The organism is Gramella jeungdoensis (assembly GCF_023805255.1).
In the GTDB taxonomy this organism is placed as follows: domain Bacteria; phylum Bacteroidota; class Bacteroidia; order Flavobacteriales; family Flavobacteriaceae; genus Christiangramia; species Christiangramia jeungdoensis.
This window is the reverse complement of sequence record NZ_JAMSCK010000002.1, coordinates 225,481-244,689: the sequence shown is the minus strand read 5'-3', so window position 1 is coordinate 244,689 and position 19,209 is coordinate 225,481. Positions and strand designations below refer to the sequence as shown.

Below are 19,209 nucleotides of genomic sequence, written 5' to 3'. Positions count from 1 at the left end.
GGTAGTAAGGCTGAAGTTAAATAGAAATCTATTCCTTTAAAAAGCTGATATTTCTTTTCAGGCCTTCAAATTTGGTTCTTTTAACGGCAGATTTTCTGAATATTTCATTAAAAGTTTCCCTGGTGATCTCTTCCCAGTCCTTTTTTTCATAATCTAAAAGATGTGGATGCGGGTCAAATAAAGGCTCATTGTGTGGCTTTGAAAAACGATTCCAGGGACAAACATCCTGGCAAATATCACAACCAAACATCCAGTCCTCAAACTGATCTTTGTAAGACAAAGGCAGTTCATCCTTTAATTCTATCGTAAAATAGGAGATGCATTTGCTCCCATCAACCTTATAAGGCTCAACAATAGCATTTGTTGGGCAGGCATCGATGCAAGCAGTACAGCTACCGCAGTGATCGGTAACCGGGGTATCGTATTCAAGTTCCAGATCCACGATTAATTCCGCTATAAAATAAAACGAGCCCGTTTTCTTAGAAAGCAGATTTGAATGCTTGCCAATCCATCCCAATCCGCTTTTAGCCGCCCAGGCCTTATCGAGAACCGGGGCAGAATCTACAAAAGCACGACCATGAAAATCGCCGATTTCTTCCTGAAGAGAAGCCAGCAATTGCTTCAATTTGTCTTTAATCACAAAATGATAATCCCGGCCGTAAGCGTACTTACTGATCTTATAAGAATCCTTATTCTGGAATTCACGAGGATAATAATTAAGCAAAAGAGAGATCACACTCCTGGAGCCCGGGACTAGTTTCGTTGGATCGAGACGTTTATCGAAGTAGTTTTCCATATAACGCATTTCTCCATGCATATTCTGCTCGAGCCAGTTTTCCAGCCGTGGTGCCTCTTCCTCCATAAATTCAGCTTTGGAAATCCCACAGGAAAGAAAGCCCAGGCGTTTAGCCTCAGATTTTATAAGTTCAGAATGCTTTCGCTTAAGATCCATAAAATTAGACTTACATTAGGGCTTCACTTCTACCCAGATGAATTGTAAAAGTATAAAAGCTGATACTAATAAAATTTAATGTTCGAGATAATTTCAGAGAAATAAAAAAGCCCTGTCTGATAAACAGGGCTCTCTACCGATCAATATATTGATCATTTCTGACCTTCAGCCGTTTTAGGGCTTATTACATCAGAAACAACGCTTATCGAATTTATTGGAAATCCTCCTTTACTGGCATGTTCTCTCAGTAAATCTTCATTTTCTGCCTTATAAATACAATAGATCTTATTTTCAGCAACATAACTGTGAATCCATTGAATTTTATCTGCATCCATTTCTTTCAGGACACTACAGGATTTCTGAGAAATCCCTGTAAGGTCAGCCGGTGTTGATTCTCCTATATCAGGAATCTCCCGTTCAATTACATAGGTGGTTAATGCCTTATCGCCTTCGTGATCTTTTGACTTTTTCTCCTGAGCCATTCCAAACTGAACGCAAAATAGCAGGACCAGAATTAATGCTTGTAAACTTTTCATAATAAATAAATTTTTGGTTGGTTAATTACGATTAAATTTAAACAAAAATCTGAAATTCAACCATTTACAAGTAAATCAGTTTTTTTAAGACAATTTCAGTTTAGAAATTACCCAGGAATATTTTGTATTAAAAAGCCGAAACTTGGAGCTTCGGCTTTTATCAGGTTCATATAGTACCTATTGATTTCCTCAACACTAAGCTTAACCTTTCCAAAACTTATTCTGGAACATTAGAATTGGTCGGATTAAAAACACCATCCGGATTTTCAACACCAACCCAGGCATGTAAAGTCCAGAATGGTCCTACGATGGTCCATTCATCTTCGTCCCCTATAAATCCTTCAGGAGGAGTAGATGGATCTTCCATTTCCTCCATTAGAACGAGATACTCCACACCAACAAACATCCAGTTGTCATTTTCATCTTCAATGTATAAAAGTGCTTCAGGTTTCAAAAGCTCAAAAGTTCCATCGAGTAGATCCTCATTGACATAATGATGCCCCATATTGGGAATATTGCCTGTAAGATCAAAATCCCAGCCCTGGGCCATGGCTACCTGAATATTGTGAAAACGACGCATTTTTTGTGTAAGTCGGTCAAGTTGCTCCTGGGTAGTTTCTAGTTCAACACCAATTTTCAAATCGGCCGATTCTACATCCTGCAGCGAAGTATCCAGATTTTCCTTTGAACAGGAAATAAGAACCGATGCGAGAAATACAATAAAAAGGGTAAAGTTCAGGGCATTTCTAGAAATCCCCATAAGGGAAAACGGCTTAATTTTTTTTGATTTCATAATATAAAATTTTGGTTGATTAATTACCAGAGCAATAAGAAATCAGCCCGGAAGAAATGGGAAAGTAAAGGTTTTAATTACTTAATTATCTAATTATTAAAAAATACCTGAAATCCGGTATTTCTTTAAAATCCTAATGAATAGCTTTTCTTATAAACAGGGATCAATCACATCTAAACAGAGCTTAGAAAAATAATGACGCTTTAATTAAATAAATAACAACCTTAATGACTGACTATCCGATCCCTCCACTCGGATACCCATAGATCATTAAGGTTATCATAAAAGTTTAAAATTAAAGTGCTTGCTGACGTTCATTACAGATTCACACCCTACTGATGACTAATTACCGAACGTTTTTTGATAAGCTTTAATAAGTTTTTTGCCTTATCGAAAAATTGAAGGGTTAATTTACAATTATGTTAAAAATCTATCCCTGTAAGAATTCGCCATTATTGATTTTTACTTTCGGCAGTGAGATAGGTTTCTATTAGCGAATTGTCATTCCTTCTAAAAGAAGTGGGCAAAGCTCCTGTTTTCTCCTTAAAATCGTGAGCCAGGTGAGAAACGTCGTAATAACCGGCCCGAAAAGCTATTTCAGTCAAACTGGCTTCGGGGTTTTGCATAATAAGCTTAATGGCATTTTCCATCTGCCATATCTTCGCGTATGCTTGCGCTGAAATCCCGACCTTTAAAAGGAAATTCCTGTTGAAATTACGGTGGCTCATACAATACTCCCGGGCAAGATCTTTTATTTTAACAATTCCATTACACTGAATTATTTTATTGACTGCATGATAAATCGGGTCATTCATATACATCTTTTTTTCGGGAAGGTAATGCCCTAGAAATTCATCGAGAATCTGATGCTCCAAAGTGTCGATCCTTTCATTTCTTTGTGCACTTCTAAGATCCCTACACATGCTACCATTTAAAATACCGGTGATCTCTATCTGCCTGTTTGTAATCTCCCACATGGGGATCCTGAGAAAATAATAACCTATCACAGGATGCATTCTAATGGCGTATCCTTTACAATCACCTTCCTGTTCTATAAGAAGCGAACCTTCTGTGAATAAACCGGCAATATACAATCTATTGGAGCCAGCCCGAGACATTGAATAATTAAGAAATTTGTTTTTATAGGTCTCCCCACAATAGAAATTCACCACAAGATGACCTATCCTTGGGAATGGAGTAACGACCTTGCCAGAAAATTTTATATCCAAAAGGCAATATGGAATAGTGTGATCGTTGACTTTATGAAGCCCAAAATCATAGGTTACTTTAAGGTTTTCTAATCCTGGTGGTTCGATATGATCTTTCATATTAACCGTTTTAAATCCTTGCATTTAAGAATACATGGAAACCCTAATTTATATAAAAATTTGATTGTTAAGCACTTACAGAATTAACTTAACACTTGTTTAATCATAACCAGATTTATAACAGAGACCTCCTCTCAAAAATATTATCCTCTTTCAGTTAATTTTAAAATGGCATTCTTAGGTTTTAAGGTAATCAGGGGTTTAATTTCTATTTGGGAGGATATGGGAAGGATCTCGTAACGGAGAATTAGTTCCTGGAGGGCTATGACCATCTCAAACATGGCAAAATTATTTCCAATGCATTTTCGTGGTCCAGCGCCAAAAGGAAAATACTGGGAAGAAAATTTTTTACCACCGTCCCGGAATCGATCAGGATTGAATTCGTCGGGCTTTTCCCACAGATTAGGATGCCGATGAACTTCATAGACGGAGAATAAAAGGCTTGAGCCTGGTTCAAATCTCTTCCCTTCAAATTGATCTGCTTCAATATTCACTCTGTCTATGAAATAGGCGGGCGGATAAAGCCTCATGGCTTCTTCAAGGACCTGTTGGGTTATAAAGGCATTAGTTACTATCTCCATAAGGCCCAGTTCTCTCCCAGATAATTCAATAGCCTCCTTATATATCTTTTCCTGCCATTCCGGATGCAGTGCAAGCAGTTCACAGGTAAAAGTAAGAGCATTGGAAGTTGTTTCATGACCAGCTACAAAAAGAATAAGAATTTCATCGATAAGTTGCTCGTCATCCATAAAACTACCATCATCATATTTAGCCTCCAGCAACATATCTAAAAGGTCTCCATATTTTTTTTGCGATGTCCGCCGCTCATTGACTATACGTTTCAGAATTTCTCTGGACTCGGCCGTCAGGCGTAGATACTTATCAAGTTTCCCACTCACTCTGAACCACCATCTTAAATAAGGCTGTCGCAGTTCCCTTACCAGCATTTTTTGCGCAGACTCGGTAATGAACTGAAGCCGGTTTATCTCCTCCTGATTCGCAGCACTACTGAACAGAGACTTAACCACTGTTTGAAATGCCAGGTCATTGAATACAGGAAAAACATCAATTTCCTTACCGGTTTGGATCCTATCAAATTCAGTCAGTATAGCCTGCCGGATCGTTTCGAGTAGATTCGCAAGTTGCTTTTTATGAAATGCCGGCTGAATAAGCTTTCTCTGTTTCCTCCAGTGCTCCCCATCTGAGGTGAGTAGACCTTTACCAACATATTTCGCCAGGTCTTTGGTCTGGATCTCAGACTTTATATAATTCTTCTGATTTTTCTGAAGCACATATTCAAGCATACCGGCATCTCTCGAAAAAATAACCGACCTGGAAATTCCGATATTCAACCGAAAAGTATCCCCTTTTTCTTCAAAATTACGATGGTGAAAAGGTAACGGGTTCTTTACAATATTAGTAGAATGTCTCAGGAATTTGAGTAAGGATACTGTAGGTATATTTCGGCTAGCTTGGTTCAATTATATTTAATATTTGATGCAACGGAGACCGTACAGGTTTCAGAAACCTGTGAGGTCTTTATACTTTATTGATCAAACAGGCCTCCCTGAGAACTTCCTTTAATACGTCCCAGATGTCTGTATGCATGTTCGGTTACCTCTCTTCCTCTGGGAGTGCGATAGATAAAACCCTGTTGGATAAGAAAAGGCTCATATACTTCTTCTATAGTTTCTGCACTTTCACTAACAGCAGTAGCCAGGGTAGTTATCCCAACGGGTCCGCCTTTGAACTTATCTATGATAGTTGCCAGAATCTTATTGTCCATTTCATCGAGACCGTGAGCATCAACATTCAAAGCTTTCAAACCGAATTTAGCGATTTCCATATCTATCTTTCCATTACCCTTGATCTGAGCAAAATCCCTAACCCTTCTTAGAAGAGCGTTTGCAATTCTGGGAGTTCCCCTACTCCTCCCGGCAATTTCGATAGCCGCCTCGTTGGTAATTGGCACTTTTAAGATATCTGCACTTCGTTCAACAATGCCTGAAAGCAGCTCTGTGGAATAATACTGCAGGCGGCTGGAGATCCCAAACCGGGCTCTCATAGGAGAAGTAAGCAGTCCTGATCTTGTGGTTGCTCCAATAAGGGTAAAAGGATTCAGATTGATCTGAACTGTCCTGGCATTCGGGCCGGTTTCGATCATAATATCGATCCGGTAATCTTCCATCGCTGAGTAAAGATATTCTTCCACTATAGGACTCAGGCGATGAATCTCATCAATAAAAAGTATATCTCTTTCTTCAAGGTTCGTAAGCAAACCTGCAAGATCTCCCGGTTTGTCCAGGACAGGGCCGGAGGTCACTTTAATTCCAACGTTAAGTTCATTAGCCAGGATATGAGCAAGAGTCGTCTTCCCCAGTCCGGGAGGACCATGAAAAAGCGTATGATCAAGAGCATCTCCTCTTAGATTGGCTGCCTGAACAAATACCTGTAGATTTTCCAAAACCTGTTCCTGCCCCGCAAAATCATCAAAACTAAGCGGACGCAAGGCTCTTTCAATATCAAACTCCTCAGATGAAAAATTTTCTCCGGATGGATCTAGGTTCTCGTTCATTTCGTAAATATACAAATTGACCAATAAGCTTTAAACAAAAACAATTATGTTCTAACTGAAAAAAGGAATTAGTATTTTTAGAAAACCTAAGACATAAGATAACCCCCCGAATGAACCGATTTGTAATTACAAGCATCCTTTTTCTTACCACTCTGAATTTATTTTCCCAGCACAAAGAATTTGAAGTTAAATATGTTAAGTCTCCTGTTTCAATAGATGGAATTCTGGATGAGCCCGGATGGGATGAAGCACAACCAGCTAAGGATTTCTGGCAATATTTCCCTTCAGATAGTGTGCAGGCTAAAAACCAGTCTGAAATAAAGATGTTGTATAATGAAAATTATTTATACGTGGGCATTAAGGTTTATATCGAAGGTCAGGATTTTGTGATCCCTTCCCTGAGAAGGGACTTTCGGGCTGGTGGAAGTGACAATATCACTTTAATGTTCGATACGTTCAATGATGGAGCCAATGCGTTTCTTTTTGGTGTAAATCCGGCCGGGGTAAGAAGAGAGGCTTTGGTATCTGGTGGAGGCACCAGTTTACGTGGATTCACAACCAGCTGGGATGTTAAATGGACCGCTGAGACAAAGGTTTATGATGAGTATTACATAAGCGAATGGGCCATCCCTATGAGTTCTTTTAAGTTCACAGAGGGAACTAAGAAATGGAGATTCAATTCTTACCAGTTCGACACTCAGGGTAATGAAAGAAATACCTGGATCAGGATTCCCAGGAACCAGTTTATTTTCAACCTCTCTTATATGGGAGATATGATCTTTGAAAAACCACTTAGCAGGTCTAAAACTCCTATTTCATTAATTCCTTATGTTACAGGCTCCCTGGGTCGGGATTTTGAAACGGAAAAGGATCTGGATGATTTTAAAGCCGGAGGAGATGCAAAGCTAAGTATAGGCAATAGTTTGAATCTTGATCTAACCTTTAATCCTGATTTCTCACAGGTAGAAGCTGATAATCTTGTTACTAATCTTACACGTTTTGAAGTTAATCTACCGGAAAGACGTCAGTTTTTTATTGAAAACAGTGATTTATTTGGTGATTTCGGCAATCCGGAAGAGGCTAACCCTTTCTTTTCAAGGCGAATTGGAATAGCCAGAGATTCCTCTGGAATTAACAGGCAAATAGACATAGTAGCTGGTGCAAGGTTAAGTGGAAAACTCAACAATGATTTCAGGATTGGTCTGCTCAATATTCAAACCAAGGAAAAAGAGGAGTTCAATATAGGGGCAAACAATAATACGGTTATAGCCTTACAACATCGCCTTTTCGAACGTTCTAACATTAGCGCCATCTTTCTTAACCGTCAGAACACCTCAAGTGATCTAATGAATCCTGAAGATGAATATAACCGCGTTATTGGCCTGGATTATAATCTTGGGACTCTTGATAATACCTGGGCAGGGAACGCGTATCTTCATAAATCATTTAGCCCTGGACTAACCGAAGATGATTTTTCTACCGGTTTAAGGCTTAATTACAATTCCTTCAATTGGCGAGTTAGGGGGAGCGGATTCTATGTAGGAGAAAATTTCAATTCTGATCTCGGTTTTATTCCCAGAAAGGGAATTCTTCGTATTGACCCAAAAATAGAACACCTGATTTTTCCAACGAACGAAAAGATGGTACAGCATAATATTAGTTTTATCCCGATGGTAATATGGAAACCAAATCTGGATTATAAGATGACCGACTATAATTTTATTGGGGCCTGGGATACAGAATTTACCAATACAAGCAAACTATCTGCGAGAGCATTTAACAGATACACCTATCTGTTTTCTGAATTTGATCCATCCAGAGTAGGAGACATAGCCTTACCCGCCTCTACCGATTATCATTATACCAGTGGCGAATTAGAATATGGTAGCGATAGTCGGAAGATTTTCTTTTATGAACTGGAAAGCAATTATGGCGAATTCTATAATGGTAAAAAATTCACTCAGGAAGCAAGATTAAACCTAAGACTTCAACCCAATTACCTTATGTCTATGGAAGTTCGTTATGATCACGTAGACCTTCCGGAACCTTATTCAGATAATGATATCTGGTTAATAGGAAGCAAATTTGATATTACCTTCAGTAAAAGCCTATTCTGGGCGACCCTGATACAGTATAGCAACATAGAGAACAATTTTGGTATCAATTCGAGGCTGCAATGGAGATTTGCGCCATTATCAGATATTTATCTGGTATATAATGACAATTATTTTTCTAATAATTCCTTTGCCCCCCGTTACAGAAGTATCAATTTAAAACTTAATTACTGGCTCTATTTATAGAATGAAAAAAGCCTCTTCCGGTTTGGAAAAGGCTTTAGATATATCTGTTATTTTAAGGTCTTGCTTAATGATTTAGCTCTTCCTCCTTGTCCTGTAAAGGAACGGTTTGAGGAACAAAATCCTGACCTTTTATCACATAATCCCCATTCTCATCGGTTTTGGAGTAATCATAAGCCCAACGATAAACTGAAGGAATCGCTCCAGGCCAGTTTCCATGCATGTGTTCAACAGGAGTAGTCCACTCAAGAGTATTTGATTTCCATGGATTCTGAACAGCTTTTTTACCGTAGAAAATAGAGCTAAAGAAGTTATATAGGAAAACCAGCTGAACGCCTGCGGTAATGATTGCAGCCACGGTGATGATCACATTTACATCAGCATAATCATCAAAATATGGGAAATTTGTATTAGTATAATAACGTCTTGGAAGCCCCGCTATCCCGATAAAGTGCATTGGGAAGAAAACTCCGTAAGCACCTACGGCAGTAACCCAGAAGTGAACATAACCAAGGTTCTTATTCATCATTCTACCGAACATTTTCGGGAACCAGTGATAAACTCCTGCGAATAATCCATAAAGTGCAGAGATACCCATTACAAGGTGGAAGTGAGCAACCACAAAATAAGTATCGTGAACGTTAATATCCAGCGTTGAATCACCAAGAATAATACCCGTTAACCCACCAGTGATAAAAGTCGAAACCAGCCCTATAGAGAACAACATCCCCGGGTTCATCTGGAGATTACCCTTCCACAAAGTGGTGATATAGTTAAATGCTTTTACTGCTGAAGGTATCGCAATCAATAATGTTGTAAAGGTAAATACCGATCCAAGGAATGGGTTCATACCAGAAACGAACATATGGTGACCCCAAACGATAGTTGAAAGGAACGCAATTGCAAGTATCGAAGCTACCATCGCACGGTAACCAAAAATAGGTTTACGTGAATTAGTTGCAATAATCTCTGATGTAATACCCAAAGCAGGTAAGATTACGATATATACCTCAGGGTGACCAAGGAACCAGAAAAGGTGTTCAAACAATACCGGTGAACCTCCTTGATGACTTAATACCTCTCCCTGGATAAAAATATCACTAAGGAAGAATGAAGTTCCAAAGCTACGATCCATTATTAGGAGTAACGCAGCAGAAAGTAATACCGGGAAAGAAACAACACCTATAATCGCGGTTACAAAAAATGCCCAGATAGTAAGAGGAAGTCTCGTCATAGACATTCCCTTTGTTCTAAGGTTTATTACAGTAACAATATAGTTAAGTGAACCTAATAGTGACGAAGCAATGAAAATAGCCATAGAGACCAACCAAAGTGTCATCCCTGTACCAGAACCTCCAATAGCCTGTGGTAATGCACTAAGCGGTGGATAAATTGTCCATCCCGCAGATGCCGGACCAGCTTCAACAAATAATGAGCTTAACATGATCACACTGGAAAGGAAGAACAACCAGTAAGACACCATGTTAAGGAAGCCTGAGGCCATATCACGTGCACCGATCTGAAGTGGAATAAGAAGGTTACTGAACGTACCACTTAAACCTGCAGTAAGTACAAAGAATACCATAATGGTACCGTGAATGGTAACAAGTGCAAGATAAATACTTGGTGTCATTACACCATCTGGCGCCCATTTTCCTAATAAGGCTTCAAAGATCCAGAAAGACTGTTCAGGCCAGGCAAGCTGTATACGGAACAGTACCGACATCGCGATACCAATAATCCCCATAATAAGCCCGGTAATAAGATATTGCTTGGCAATCATCTTATGATCCTGACTAAAAATATACTTCGTTATGAAAGTCTCTTTATGATGATGTCCGTGATCGTCGTGATGATCGTGTGCCGGTGCGTTTGCAATTGCTGACATATCTCTAATTCTTTATCTTAATCTTAATTATTATTTTCTACTACAGCCACCGCTTCACTCTCCTGTGACTGCTCGTTAGTACTATCTTCTCCTTCTTCTTTTGAAGCCGGGTCTTCACTTCCACCTTTATCTTCAGTCTGACCGGCATCCTTATTCTGATCAGCCATTACACTACCAAAGGTAGGTTGCTCTTCAAGCCATGCATTAAAGTCTTCTTCAGATTCCACAACAATCTTCATCTGCATATTGTAATGGGCCTGACCACAAATTTTATTACAAAGAAGGAAATAATCGAATTCATAAGAATCCAGGGTTGGTTCTCCCTGAGCCGCTAGCTCTTGATTTCTTTCATTTCTAACTTCATTTACACTCTTAACTTTATCTACCATATATTCACTCTGACGCATTTCCTCAGAAGTAATGGTTGGAGTAAAGCTGAATTGAGTTATCATTCCAGGCACCACGTTCATCTGGGCCCTGAAGAATGGGAAATAAGCAGAGTGAAGCACATCCTGAGAACGGAACTTAAATAAGACTGGTTTATTTACCGGCAAGTGCAGTTCTGTCACAATTTTATCATCTTTCCCGTAAGAATCAGATTCATCTACACCTAACTGGTTAACACCTTCAATGAAACGAACATTCGCTTTTCCTAAAGTGTTATCCTCTCCGGCATATCTCGCTCTCCATGCGAACTGGTATGCATAAACCTCAACCACCATAGGATCTTCTTCAGTATTCACATTCATGATATCACTCCATGTGAAAAGACCATAGATGATAAGACCGGCAAGAACGATAACAGGAATAATGGTCCAGATAAATTCAAGTTTATCATTATCGGCATAGAAAAGGGCTTTCTTGGTTTTCTCTCCCTTGTATTTATAGGCAAAGAAGTGCAAAAGTCCCTGAGTGATCACCTGAACTACCATAATTAGGGCAATAGAAACGAACATCAAAGTGTCATATTCAGACCCATGTTCAGAAGCTGCCTCAGGTAGATAGAATCTACCATATTCCCAGAAGCAGAAAATACTGATCACATAAATAAAAATAACAAAGGCTAACATGAGGATACCATTCAACTTGTTATCCTTGTCATTAGCTACCTGTGAGGTATCAGCATCAGGTCTCTTCGACAATTCAAAGATCTTAGAGATCTGCCAGCCCGTTACGGCCAGAAGTGCTAATACTATTATTACTAAAAATACGGTCATTTTATAAAATCTTCTTTAAACAATCAATCTTATTAATAATGGTAATGCTTGCTCTCTTTGATAAAAGGGTTTCCTTTTACCAGCAAAGGCGCCTTTGTAAGGGCGTTGAAAACTACGAATAAGAACAAACCTGCAAACAAAAGTACGGCACTGATCTCAGGAATACCTATAAACCATGATTCCCCAACAGTAGCCGGCATTACAAGTACAAATACATTTATATAATGTCCACAAAGAATCACAATCCCTGTCATGATCACAAACCAGTTTACACGCTTATAATCGCTGTTCATTAAAAGAAGAACAGGGAAAATAAAATTGGTAACCAGCATACCCCAGAAAAGTACCGGATAATCTTCCATTCTTGAAATAAAGTACACAACTTCTTCAGGAATATTAGAATACCAGATAAGCATGAACTGAGAGAACCAAAGGTATGTCCAGAAAATGCTTATCCCGAACATGAACTTAGCCAGATCATGTATGTGACTGTCATTCACGAATTCCAGGTATCCCCGTGACTTAAGATATATGCTTATAATCGCTATAGTAGTAATTCCAGAAACAAAAAGACTGGCAAAAACGAACCATCCGAACAGCGTACTGAACCAGTGCGGATCTAAACTCATGATCCAGTCCCAGGACATCATGGATTCTGTTACAATAAAGAATACCAGGAATCCCGCAGCAAGCTTAAAGTTCTTTTTAAAGTAAGTATTATCGGTAGCATCATCCATCTTTAGAGAGTTCTTTCTAAGCAGGTGCCTGAATAAGATCCAACCTCCAAGATAGATAGCTGCTCTTATTAAGAAGAAAGGAACATTTAGATAAGATGTTTTTGCCTGAATTATCTCGTCATGAGCAACAACCTCAGGATCCATCCATATAAAAAGATGATTAATATGGAATCCTGATAGCATTAAAAGAACAAATACTATAATACCTCCAGGCAACAGGTAAGCGGTAATCGCTTCCATTACCCTGAACAATACAGGAGACCATCCGGCCTGCGCAGCATACTGTATAGCGTAGAACGCAAGTACCCCAAGGGATATCATAAAGAAAAAGAAAGCGGCTACATATAAAGCAGACCATGGCTTATTTTGAAGCTGATGCAAAACATGCTCGTAATGCTCATCCTCATGAGAAGCTTCTTCGCCATGGGCGGTTTCTGCCGCATGCTCTTCCTGTATCTCCTGAGCATGTTCCCTTGATACTCCTTCACCAGGTAGCTGTTCAACATTAATTTCAGAAGGTTCTACTGCTGCATGCTCCTCCCCATGATGCTCAGAAGCCATCATCTCCTTGACATCTTCTATGGTTTCGGGTGCAGCGATAAATCCGTAAATGAGACCTATAGCGCCAACGATCATAAAAATGATCGCCGTTAATTTTAATTTACTGGATAACGTATACATATCGATAGATCTAAATCTTTATTCTTGAGTTTCGTTTTGGTTCTGTGTCTCAGGAGTATCCTCTTCCTGATCGTTATCGTTTTCCTGATAGATATCAGCATCTGCTCTGGAAGGCAACAACCTTGATTTATTAGATGGTGCTGTCTCTGCATCCTCGAATTCTCTTGCAGGCTTTCCTTCCAATTCATCCTTCAGACTCATCACATAATGAGTGATCTGCCAGCGCTCCTCAATGGAGGTTTGTGCAGCATACGACCCCATATTGTTAAGACCATAATACATTACGTGATATACACTACCTTCAGTAATCGCTCTCCCTGCATCATCATATGATGGTACCCCCAGTATCTTTTCTCGTTCTACCAGTGTTCCTTTACCATCTCCTTTATCACCGTGACAAACCGCACAATAAATAGTGTAAAGTTCTTTTCCTTCGGCGAGGTTATCTTCTGTGTATGCTAAAGGGTTCTTGAGATTGGCCTTTGCATCGGCGGCACTTTCTACGTTATTTTGATACTCGTAAGGCATCCAGCCTCTCGGAATTGTTCCTTCTACCGGAAGTTTGGCTTCCTGCCCGTTTTCGAAAACCTTGTATTCACCATACGTCTCATAACTTATAGGTTCATACATATCAGGCATATACTGGTAGTTTGGATCATCCTTGTCCTGACAGGACAAAACGGTAAATCCCAAAAGAAACAATGCTATAGTTTTATGGAACAAACTTCTCATTATCACTATTTATTATCTATTAATTTAATTTCAGATGCACCTGTATCGTAAAGGAACTTTGTAAGGTCATCAACATCATGATTGGCAGCATCCACTTCCATAAGGAACATATCGTCTGTAGTTCTTACATCAGGGTTCTCAGCTTTTTTAAAAGGCCAAAGCTTACTTCTCATATAGAAGGTAATTACCATAAGGTGAGCCGCAAAGAAAACGGTTAATTCGAACATAATTGGCACAAACGCCGGCATGTTCTGAAAGAAACTGAAACTCGGCTTACCACCAATATCCTGTGGCCAGTCTTCAATCATGATAAAATTCATCATAGCAATCGCTACAGCTAATCCAACCAATCCGTACAGAAAGGAGGTGATGGCAATTCTTGTTGGCGCAAGTCCCATGGCCTTATCCAGCCCATGAACCGGGAATGGACAATAGATCTCACCAATATGATAGCGTGCTTCACGAATCTGCTTTACAGCCTGTAAAAGCAGATCGTCATCTCTGTAAATAGCGTGTAAAACTTTAGATGCCATCCTGATTATTTATTTTTTAGTTTGTTTGCCTGCGCAACCCAGCCTTCCCTGTTCTCTTGGATAGGGAAGTTCTCGATAACTTCATCAAGCAATTCAAAATCCTCTTCTTTTAGTTTGCTAACCTGATCGTACAGATAAATTCCAACCTGGTGAAGGTGTTGCTGAAGCAACGGCCCAACGTTCTTAAGTTTGGTAAGATCATCTGCTTCCTGTGTTTTAGGATCGTAAGTACCAATTCGCTCAAGCATTTCATCTATACGGTCTTTCATAACTTCAGAAATCACGACTCCATCCACATTCACTGTATCTTCATGCTTATGATCGGCTTCTACCGTTTTCTCATGCTCGGTGTCTTCAATCTTATTATGGATACCTTCCTCTACATTTCTAGCAGGATTTTTACCATAGGTCTCGTGCTCATGATACACTACTTCATCACCATGCTTCTCCCTAAGCTTCTTATACTTCTCTCCAGAAGACTTCAATATTGTTTTAACCTCTGCCTGAGCGATCACCGGGAAAGAGCGGGCATATAAAAGGAACAATACAAAGAAGAATCCGATGGTTCCAATAAAGATACCTATATCCACGAAAGTTGGAGAGAACATGGTCCAAGAAGACGGAAGGTAATCACGGTGCAAAGAAGTCACGATAATTACGAAACGCTCAAACCACATCCCGATGTTTACAACAATCGAAATAAAGAAAGAGAACATGATACTTGTACGCAGTTTCTTGAACCACATGAACTGTGGAGAGAATACATTACAGGTCATCATACTCCAGTATGCCCACCAGTAAGGCCCTGTAGCCCTGTTAAGGAAAGCGTACTGCTCGTATTCAACACCAGAATACCATGCGATAACAAGCTCGGTAATATATGCTGTACCAACAATAGAACCGGTGATCATGATAACGATGTTCATCAATTCTATATGCTGAATAGTGATATAATCTTCAAGATTTGAAACCTTTCTCATAATGATAAGCAGTGTGTTTACCATTGCAAATCCAGAGAAGATAGCTCCCGCAACGAAGTAAGGAGGGAAAATGGTAGTATGCCATCCCGGAATTACCGAAGTTGCGAAGTCAAAAGATACGATGGTGTGTACAGAAAGTACCAGTGGTGTCGCCAAACCGGCCAATACCAGTGAAACTTCTTCAAAACGCTGCCAGTCTTTGGCACGTCCACTCCATCCAAATGAAAGTATGCTATAAACTCTTTTTGTAAAAGGTGTAATCGCCCTGTCACGGATCATCGCGAAATCCGGAAGCAACCCCGTCCACCAGAATACCAGTGAAACCGAAAGATAAGTAGAGATCGCAAATACATCCCATAGAAGTGGTGAGTTAAAGTTCACCCAAAGTGATCCAAACTGGTTTGGAATAGGCAGTACCCAGTAAGCCAACCATGGACGCCCCATGTGAATTAAAGGGAACAGACCCGCCTGCATAACCGAGAAGATCGTCATCGCCTCTGCAGACCTGTTAATGGCCATTCTCCATTTTTGACGGAACAGCAATAATACCGCCGAAATAAGTGTACCGGCGTGACCAATACCTACCCACCACACAAAGTTGGTGATATCCCAGGCCCAGCCTACTGTTTTATTTAATCCCCAGGTACCAATACCTGTAGAAATCGTGTAAACTATACATCCTACACCCCAAAGGAAGGCAACAAGGGAGATACCAAAGACTATCCACCATGATTTATTTGCCCTTCCCTCAACCGGAGCAGCAACATCAACTGTCACATCGTGATAGCTTTTGCTCCCGGTAACTAAAGGCTTTCGTATAGGTGCTTCGTAATGAGACATATCCTTATCTGATTGATTCTTAGTTATTCGTTTATTTAAGCTTCGGTTGTATTTCTAACTTTTGTCTGGTACATCACATTAGGTTTTGTACCTACATACTCAAGCAGATGATACATCCTGTCATCATTTTTCTTTTCTACAATTTTTGCGTCCTCATCGTTCACATCTCCAAATACCATTGCTCCCTTATCACAAGCCGCAGAACATGCAGTATGGAATTCTCCATCTTTAATTGTCCTGCCTTCACGCTTCGCATCAAGGATGGTCTTCTGAGTTTTCTGGATACACATTGAACATTTCTCCATAACCCCTCTCGCACGTACCGTAACATCAGGATTAAGTACCATTCTACCAAGGTCATTGTTCATATGGTAATCGAATTCATCATTTCTGGCATAAGTGAACCAGTTGAAACGACGAACTTTATAAGGACAGTTGTTAGCACAATATCTTGTACCTACACAACGGTTATAGATCATTTGGTTCTGACCCTGTCTACCATGAGAAGTTGCAGCAACAGGACAGACAGTCTCACAAGGAGCATGGTTACAATGCTGACACATTACAGGCTGAAACACAACCTGAGGATTATCTGCTGGCTGCTCAAGCTCACCAAATTCTGAAAGCGAACTTCCAAGGCCACCAATATTTTCTTTTTTCTCAAGGTCTCCTGTAAAGGTATCTTCAGAAGAGAAATAACGGTCTATACGCAACCAGTGCATATCTCTTGACTTTCTCACCTCTTCTCTACCTACAACAGGAACGTTATTTTCAGAATGACATGCGATCACACAGGCACCACAACCAGTACAGGCATTAAGATCTATACTCAGGTTGAAGTGAGGCCCTGTAGACCTGTCAAAGCTCTCCCAAATATCAACTTCTGGCGAAGTCACAGGAGTCTCAACATGGTTAAGGGAAACTTCAGGAGTTTCATTCCACACATGAGCATCTTTAGTATTAAAAATCTCCAGAGTGGTTTCCTTGATGATATCACCCCTACCCATTAAAGTATTGTGCAACTGCACACATGCAAACTCATGCATTCCTGGAGCTTTTTCAATCTTAACCTTTTGCACAGAACTAAAGTTCTTATACAAAGGATAAGCATTCACCCCTGTTTGCATTTCTTCCTGGATGCCCGCTTTTCTACCATACCCAAGCGCAAGACCAACAGATCCTTTTGCCTGACCCGGCATAATATAAACAGGTACGTTTTGAACAACAGCATCACCAACAGTAAGATTCACATAACTACCGTTAAGCCCTCCATTGGCAACGTGCTCATTTTCCAGTTCAAGCTCTTCGGCATCCGCCTTAGAAACCGTGATATAGTTGTCCCAACTGGCTCTCGTCAATGGATCAGGTAATTCCTGAAGCCATGGGTTATTGGCCTGCTGACCATCACCCAGAGCAGTATTTGTATAAAGAGTAAGTTCAAAGCCATCGCCTTCCATTTCATCCATATTAAATGAAACAGACGAAGAGCTTGAAGATGAAGCAACCTCCACAGGAGATGAAGCTTCAAACACACCATCGTGAAGAACTTCACTCCAGTTTCTATCACCTAATCCACCTGACCAGGTCTCTTTGATATATTCATAATAAGATTTGCTGTTATCAGACCATTTCAGGAGTGTATCCTGGAATTGTCTTGTATCAAACAAAGGTCTTATCGTTGGCTGCATTAAGCTGAAAGATTTCTCGCTAAACTGAATATCCCCCCAGCTCTCCAGGTAATGCGGAGTAGCAGCTACATATTTACTTAATTTTGAAGTCTCATCGGTTCTTGTAGTGAAATCAACCACAGTTTCAACCTGCTTAAGACCTTCTACAAAATCTTTTGAGTTTGGCAGTGTATGAACAGGATTAAGACCAGCGATCAACAAAGCGCCAACACTTCCATTATTCATATCTTCAACAAGTTGAGCAACCTCACCAGAATTACCCTGACGAATCACTCTCGCATTTGAAGTATCCATTACCTGACTTCCAAGAGCCTCATTGATCTCAAGAGCCCAGGTTTGAGCCTCGTCATCAGGAATACCGCAGGCAACTACAGCTCCACTACCAGCTTCTCTAAGTTGACTAGCAGCTTTCACAACCGCGTCATCGATATTTGAAGGAAGATCACTTGTAGAAGAACCTCCAACAATATATCCTCTCAATGCCGCAAGAACAGCTTTTTGCTGAGAAGGCTTAACCGGAACACGCTTATCTGCGTTCGCACCAGTAAGAGACATATTAGATTCAAACTGAATATGACGAGACATCTGTCCATTCTCAGGAATCCTTGTCTTTGCATAAGCAGAGTCATATCCACCTCCCTGCCAGTCTGCAAGGAAATCAGCACCTACACCAACAATGGTTTTGGCTTTTGAAAAATCGTAGTTTGGTAATGCACGTCTGCCATATTTTGACTGAAATGCATTTAGCGCGGCATCTTCAGAAACTGAATCATATACCACGTGACGAACATTGCCATATTTAGAAGAAAACTCCTGAATAAGTTTAGAAGTTGAAGGACTGGCGAAAGTTTGAGTAAGAAGAACGATCTCTCCGTTTGCATTCTCAAGAGCAGCTCTTACCTCGCGATCGAATTCTTCCCAGGAAACATTCCTTCCTTCAATCATTGGGCGTTTCACCCTTTTTGTATCATATAATGAAAGAACCGAAGCATGAACACGTGCATTAACACCGCCCTTGAACTTCGAAAGATCATTATTCTCAATTTTAATTGGTCGACCCTCACGAGTTTTTACTAAAACGCTTGCAAAGTCAAATCCATCAGCAATTGTAGATGCATAAAAGTTAGCAACTCCAGGAACAATCCTCTCGGGCTGTACCACGTAAGGGATAGACTTTGTCACGGGGCCTTCGCAGGCAGCCAGTGATGCCGCTGCTGTACTGAATCCAACATACTTAAGAAAATCCCTTCTGGAAGTCTTTGAAGACTCAAGAGAAGATTTATCCCCAAGAAACTCATCCACCGGGATCTCCTCGGTAAATTCCTTTTGTTGGAGCGTCTCAACAACAGAGCTGTTTTCTTTTAGCTCTTCAACACTTTTCCAGTATTTCTTGTTTGATGACATATTATATCTAGATATTAGCTTCTTAAAT

Annotated in this window: 14 protein-coding genes; 1 reads left to right on the top strand and 13 read right to left on the bottom strand. The window is 40.1% G+C overall.

The features are described from left to right. Nucleotides 1-28: 28 nt before the first annotated feature. From queG to ruvB, 6 genes are all read right to left on the bottom strand, one after another. Complete coding sequence (queG, locus tag NE848_RS05330; protein WP_252111190.1) at nt 29-952, bottom strand: tRNA epoxyqueuosine(34) reductase QueG; 924 nt, start codon at nt 950-952, stop codon at nt 29-31. Between the two features lie 152 nt (nt 953-1,104). Further along, nucleotides 1,105-1,488, bottom strand: coding sequence for a DUF4242 domain-containing protein (locus tag NE848_RS05325; protein ID WP_252111189.1), 384 nt, complete (start codon nt 1,486-1,488; stop codon nt 1,105-1,107). Between the two features lie 217 nt (nt 1,489-1,705). Continuing rightward, entirely contained in the window at nt 1,706-2,281 is a 576-nt protein-coding gene (locus NE848_RS05320) for a hypothetical protein (RefSeq protein WP_252111188.1), read from the bottom strand. 452 nt (nt 2,282-2,733) lie between these two features. After that, nucleotides 2,734-3,609: an AraC family transcriptional regulator gene (locus tag NE848_RS05315; protein ID WP_252111187.1), complete on the bottom strand. Its 876-nt coding sequence runs from the start codon at nt 3,607-3,609 to the stop codon at nt 2,734-2,736. 143 nt (nt 3,610-3,752) lie between these two features. Next, nucleotides 3,753-5,090, bottom strand: coding sequence for a cytochrome P450 (locus tag NE848_RS05310; RefSeq protein WP_252111186.1), 1,338 nt, complete (start codon nt 5,088-5,090; stop codon nt 3,753-3,755). Between the two features lie 65 nt (nt 5,091-5,155). Next, a complete protein-coding gene (gene ruvB / locus NE848_RS05305) occupies nt 5,156-6,184 on the bottom strand; it encodes a Holliday junction branch migration DNA helicase RuvB (RefSeq protein ID WP_252111185.1) in 1,029 nt (342 codons plus the stop codon). A 110-nt stretch (nt 6,185-6,294) separates the two neighbouring features. Here ruvB and NE848_RS05300 point away from each other — a divergent pair, with 110 nt between their 5' ends. After that, nucleotides 6,295-8,484, top strand: coding sequence for a DUF5916 domain-containing protein (locus NE848_RS05300; RefSeq protein ID WP_252111184.1), 2,190 nt, complete (start codon nt 6,295-6,297; stop codon nt 8,482-8,484). A 64-nt stretch (nt 8,485-8,548) separates the two neighbouring features. On the opposite strand, the gene NE848_RS05295 is transcribed toward NE848_RS05300, so the two are convergent. From NE848_RS05295 to NE848_RS05265, 7 genes are read right to left on the bottom strand one after another with little or no spacing between them, the layout of a single operon-like run. Beyond that, complete coding sequence (locus tag NE848_RS05295; RefSeq protein ID WP_252111183.1) at nt 8,549-10,369, bottom strand: cytochrome c oxidase subunit I; 1,821 nt, start codon at nt 10,367-10,369, stop codon at nt 8,549-8,551. A gap of 23 nt (nt 10,370-10,392) precedes the next feature. Then, entirely contained in the window at nt 10,393-11,586 is a 1,194-nt protein-coding gene (locus NE848_RS05290) for a cytochrome c oxidase subunit II (protein ID WP_252111182.1), read from the bottom strand. Nucleotides 11,587-11,618: 32 nt separating this feature from the next. Further along, the gene (locus tag NE848_RS05285; protein ID WP_252111181.1) at nt 11,619-13,004 is read right to left on the bottom strand and encodes a quinol:cytochrome C oxidoreductase; all 1,386 of its coding nucleotides are present in this window, start codon (nt 13,002-13,004) and stop codon (nt 11,619-11,621) included. A gap of 18 nt (nt 13,005-13,022) precedes the next feature. Continuing rightward, nucleotides 13,023-13,736: a c-type cytochrome gene (locus NE848_RS05280; protein ID WP_252111180.1), complete on the bottom strand. Its 714-nt coding sequence runs from the start codon at nt 13,734-13,736 to the stop codon at nt 13,023-13,025. 5 nt (nt 13,737-13,741) lie between these two features. Beyond that, nucleotides 13,742-14,269, bottom strand: coding sequence for a DUF3341 domain-containing protein (locus NE848_RS05275; RefSeq protein WP_252111179.1), 528 nt, complete (start codon nt 14,267-14,269; stop codon nt 13,742-13,744). Nucleotides 14,270-14,274: 5 nt separating this feature from the next. Then, the gene (nrfD, locus tag NE848_RS05270; RefSeq protein WP_252111178.1) at nt 14,275-16,089 is read right to left on the bottom strand and encodes an NrfD/PsrC family molybdoenzyme membrane anchor subunit; all 1,815 of its coding nucleotides are present in this window, start codon (nt 16,087-16,089) and stop codon (nt 14,275-14,277) included. Between the two features lie 35 nt (nt 16,090-16,124). Beyond that, complete coding sequence (locus NE848_RS05265; RefSeq protein WP_252111177.1) at nt 16,125-19,181, bottom strand: TAT-variant-translocated molybdopterin oxidoreductase; 3,057 nt, start codon at nt 19,179-19,181, stop codon at nt 16,125-16,127. Nucleotides 19,182-19,209: the final 28 nt, after the last annotated feature.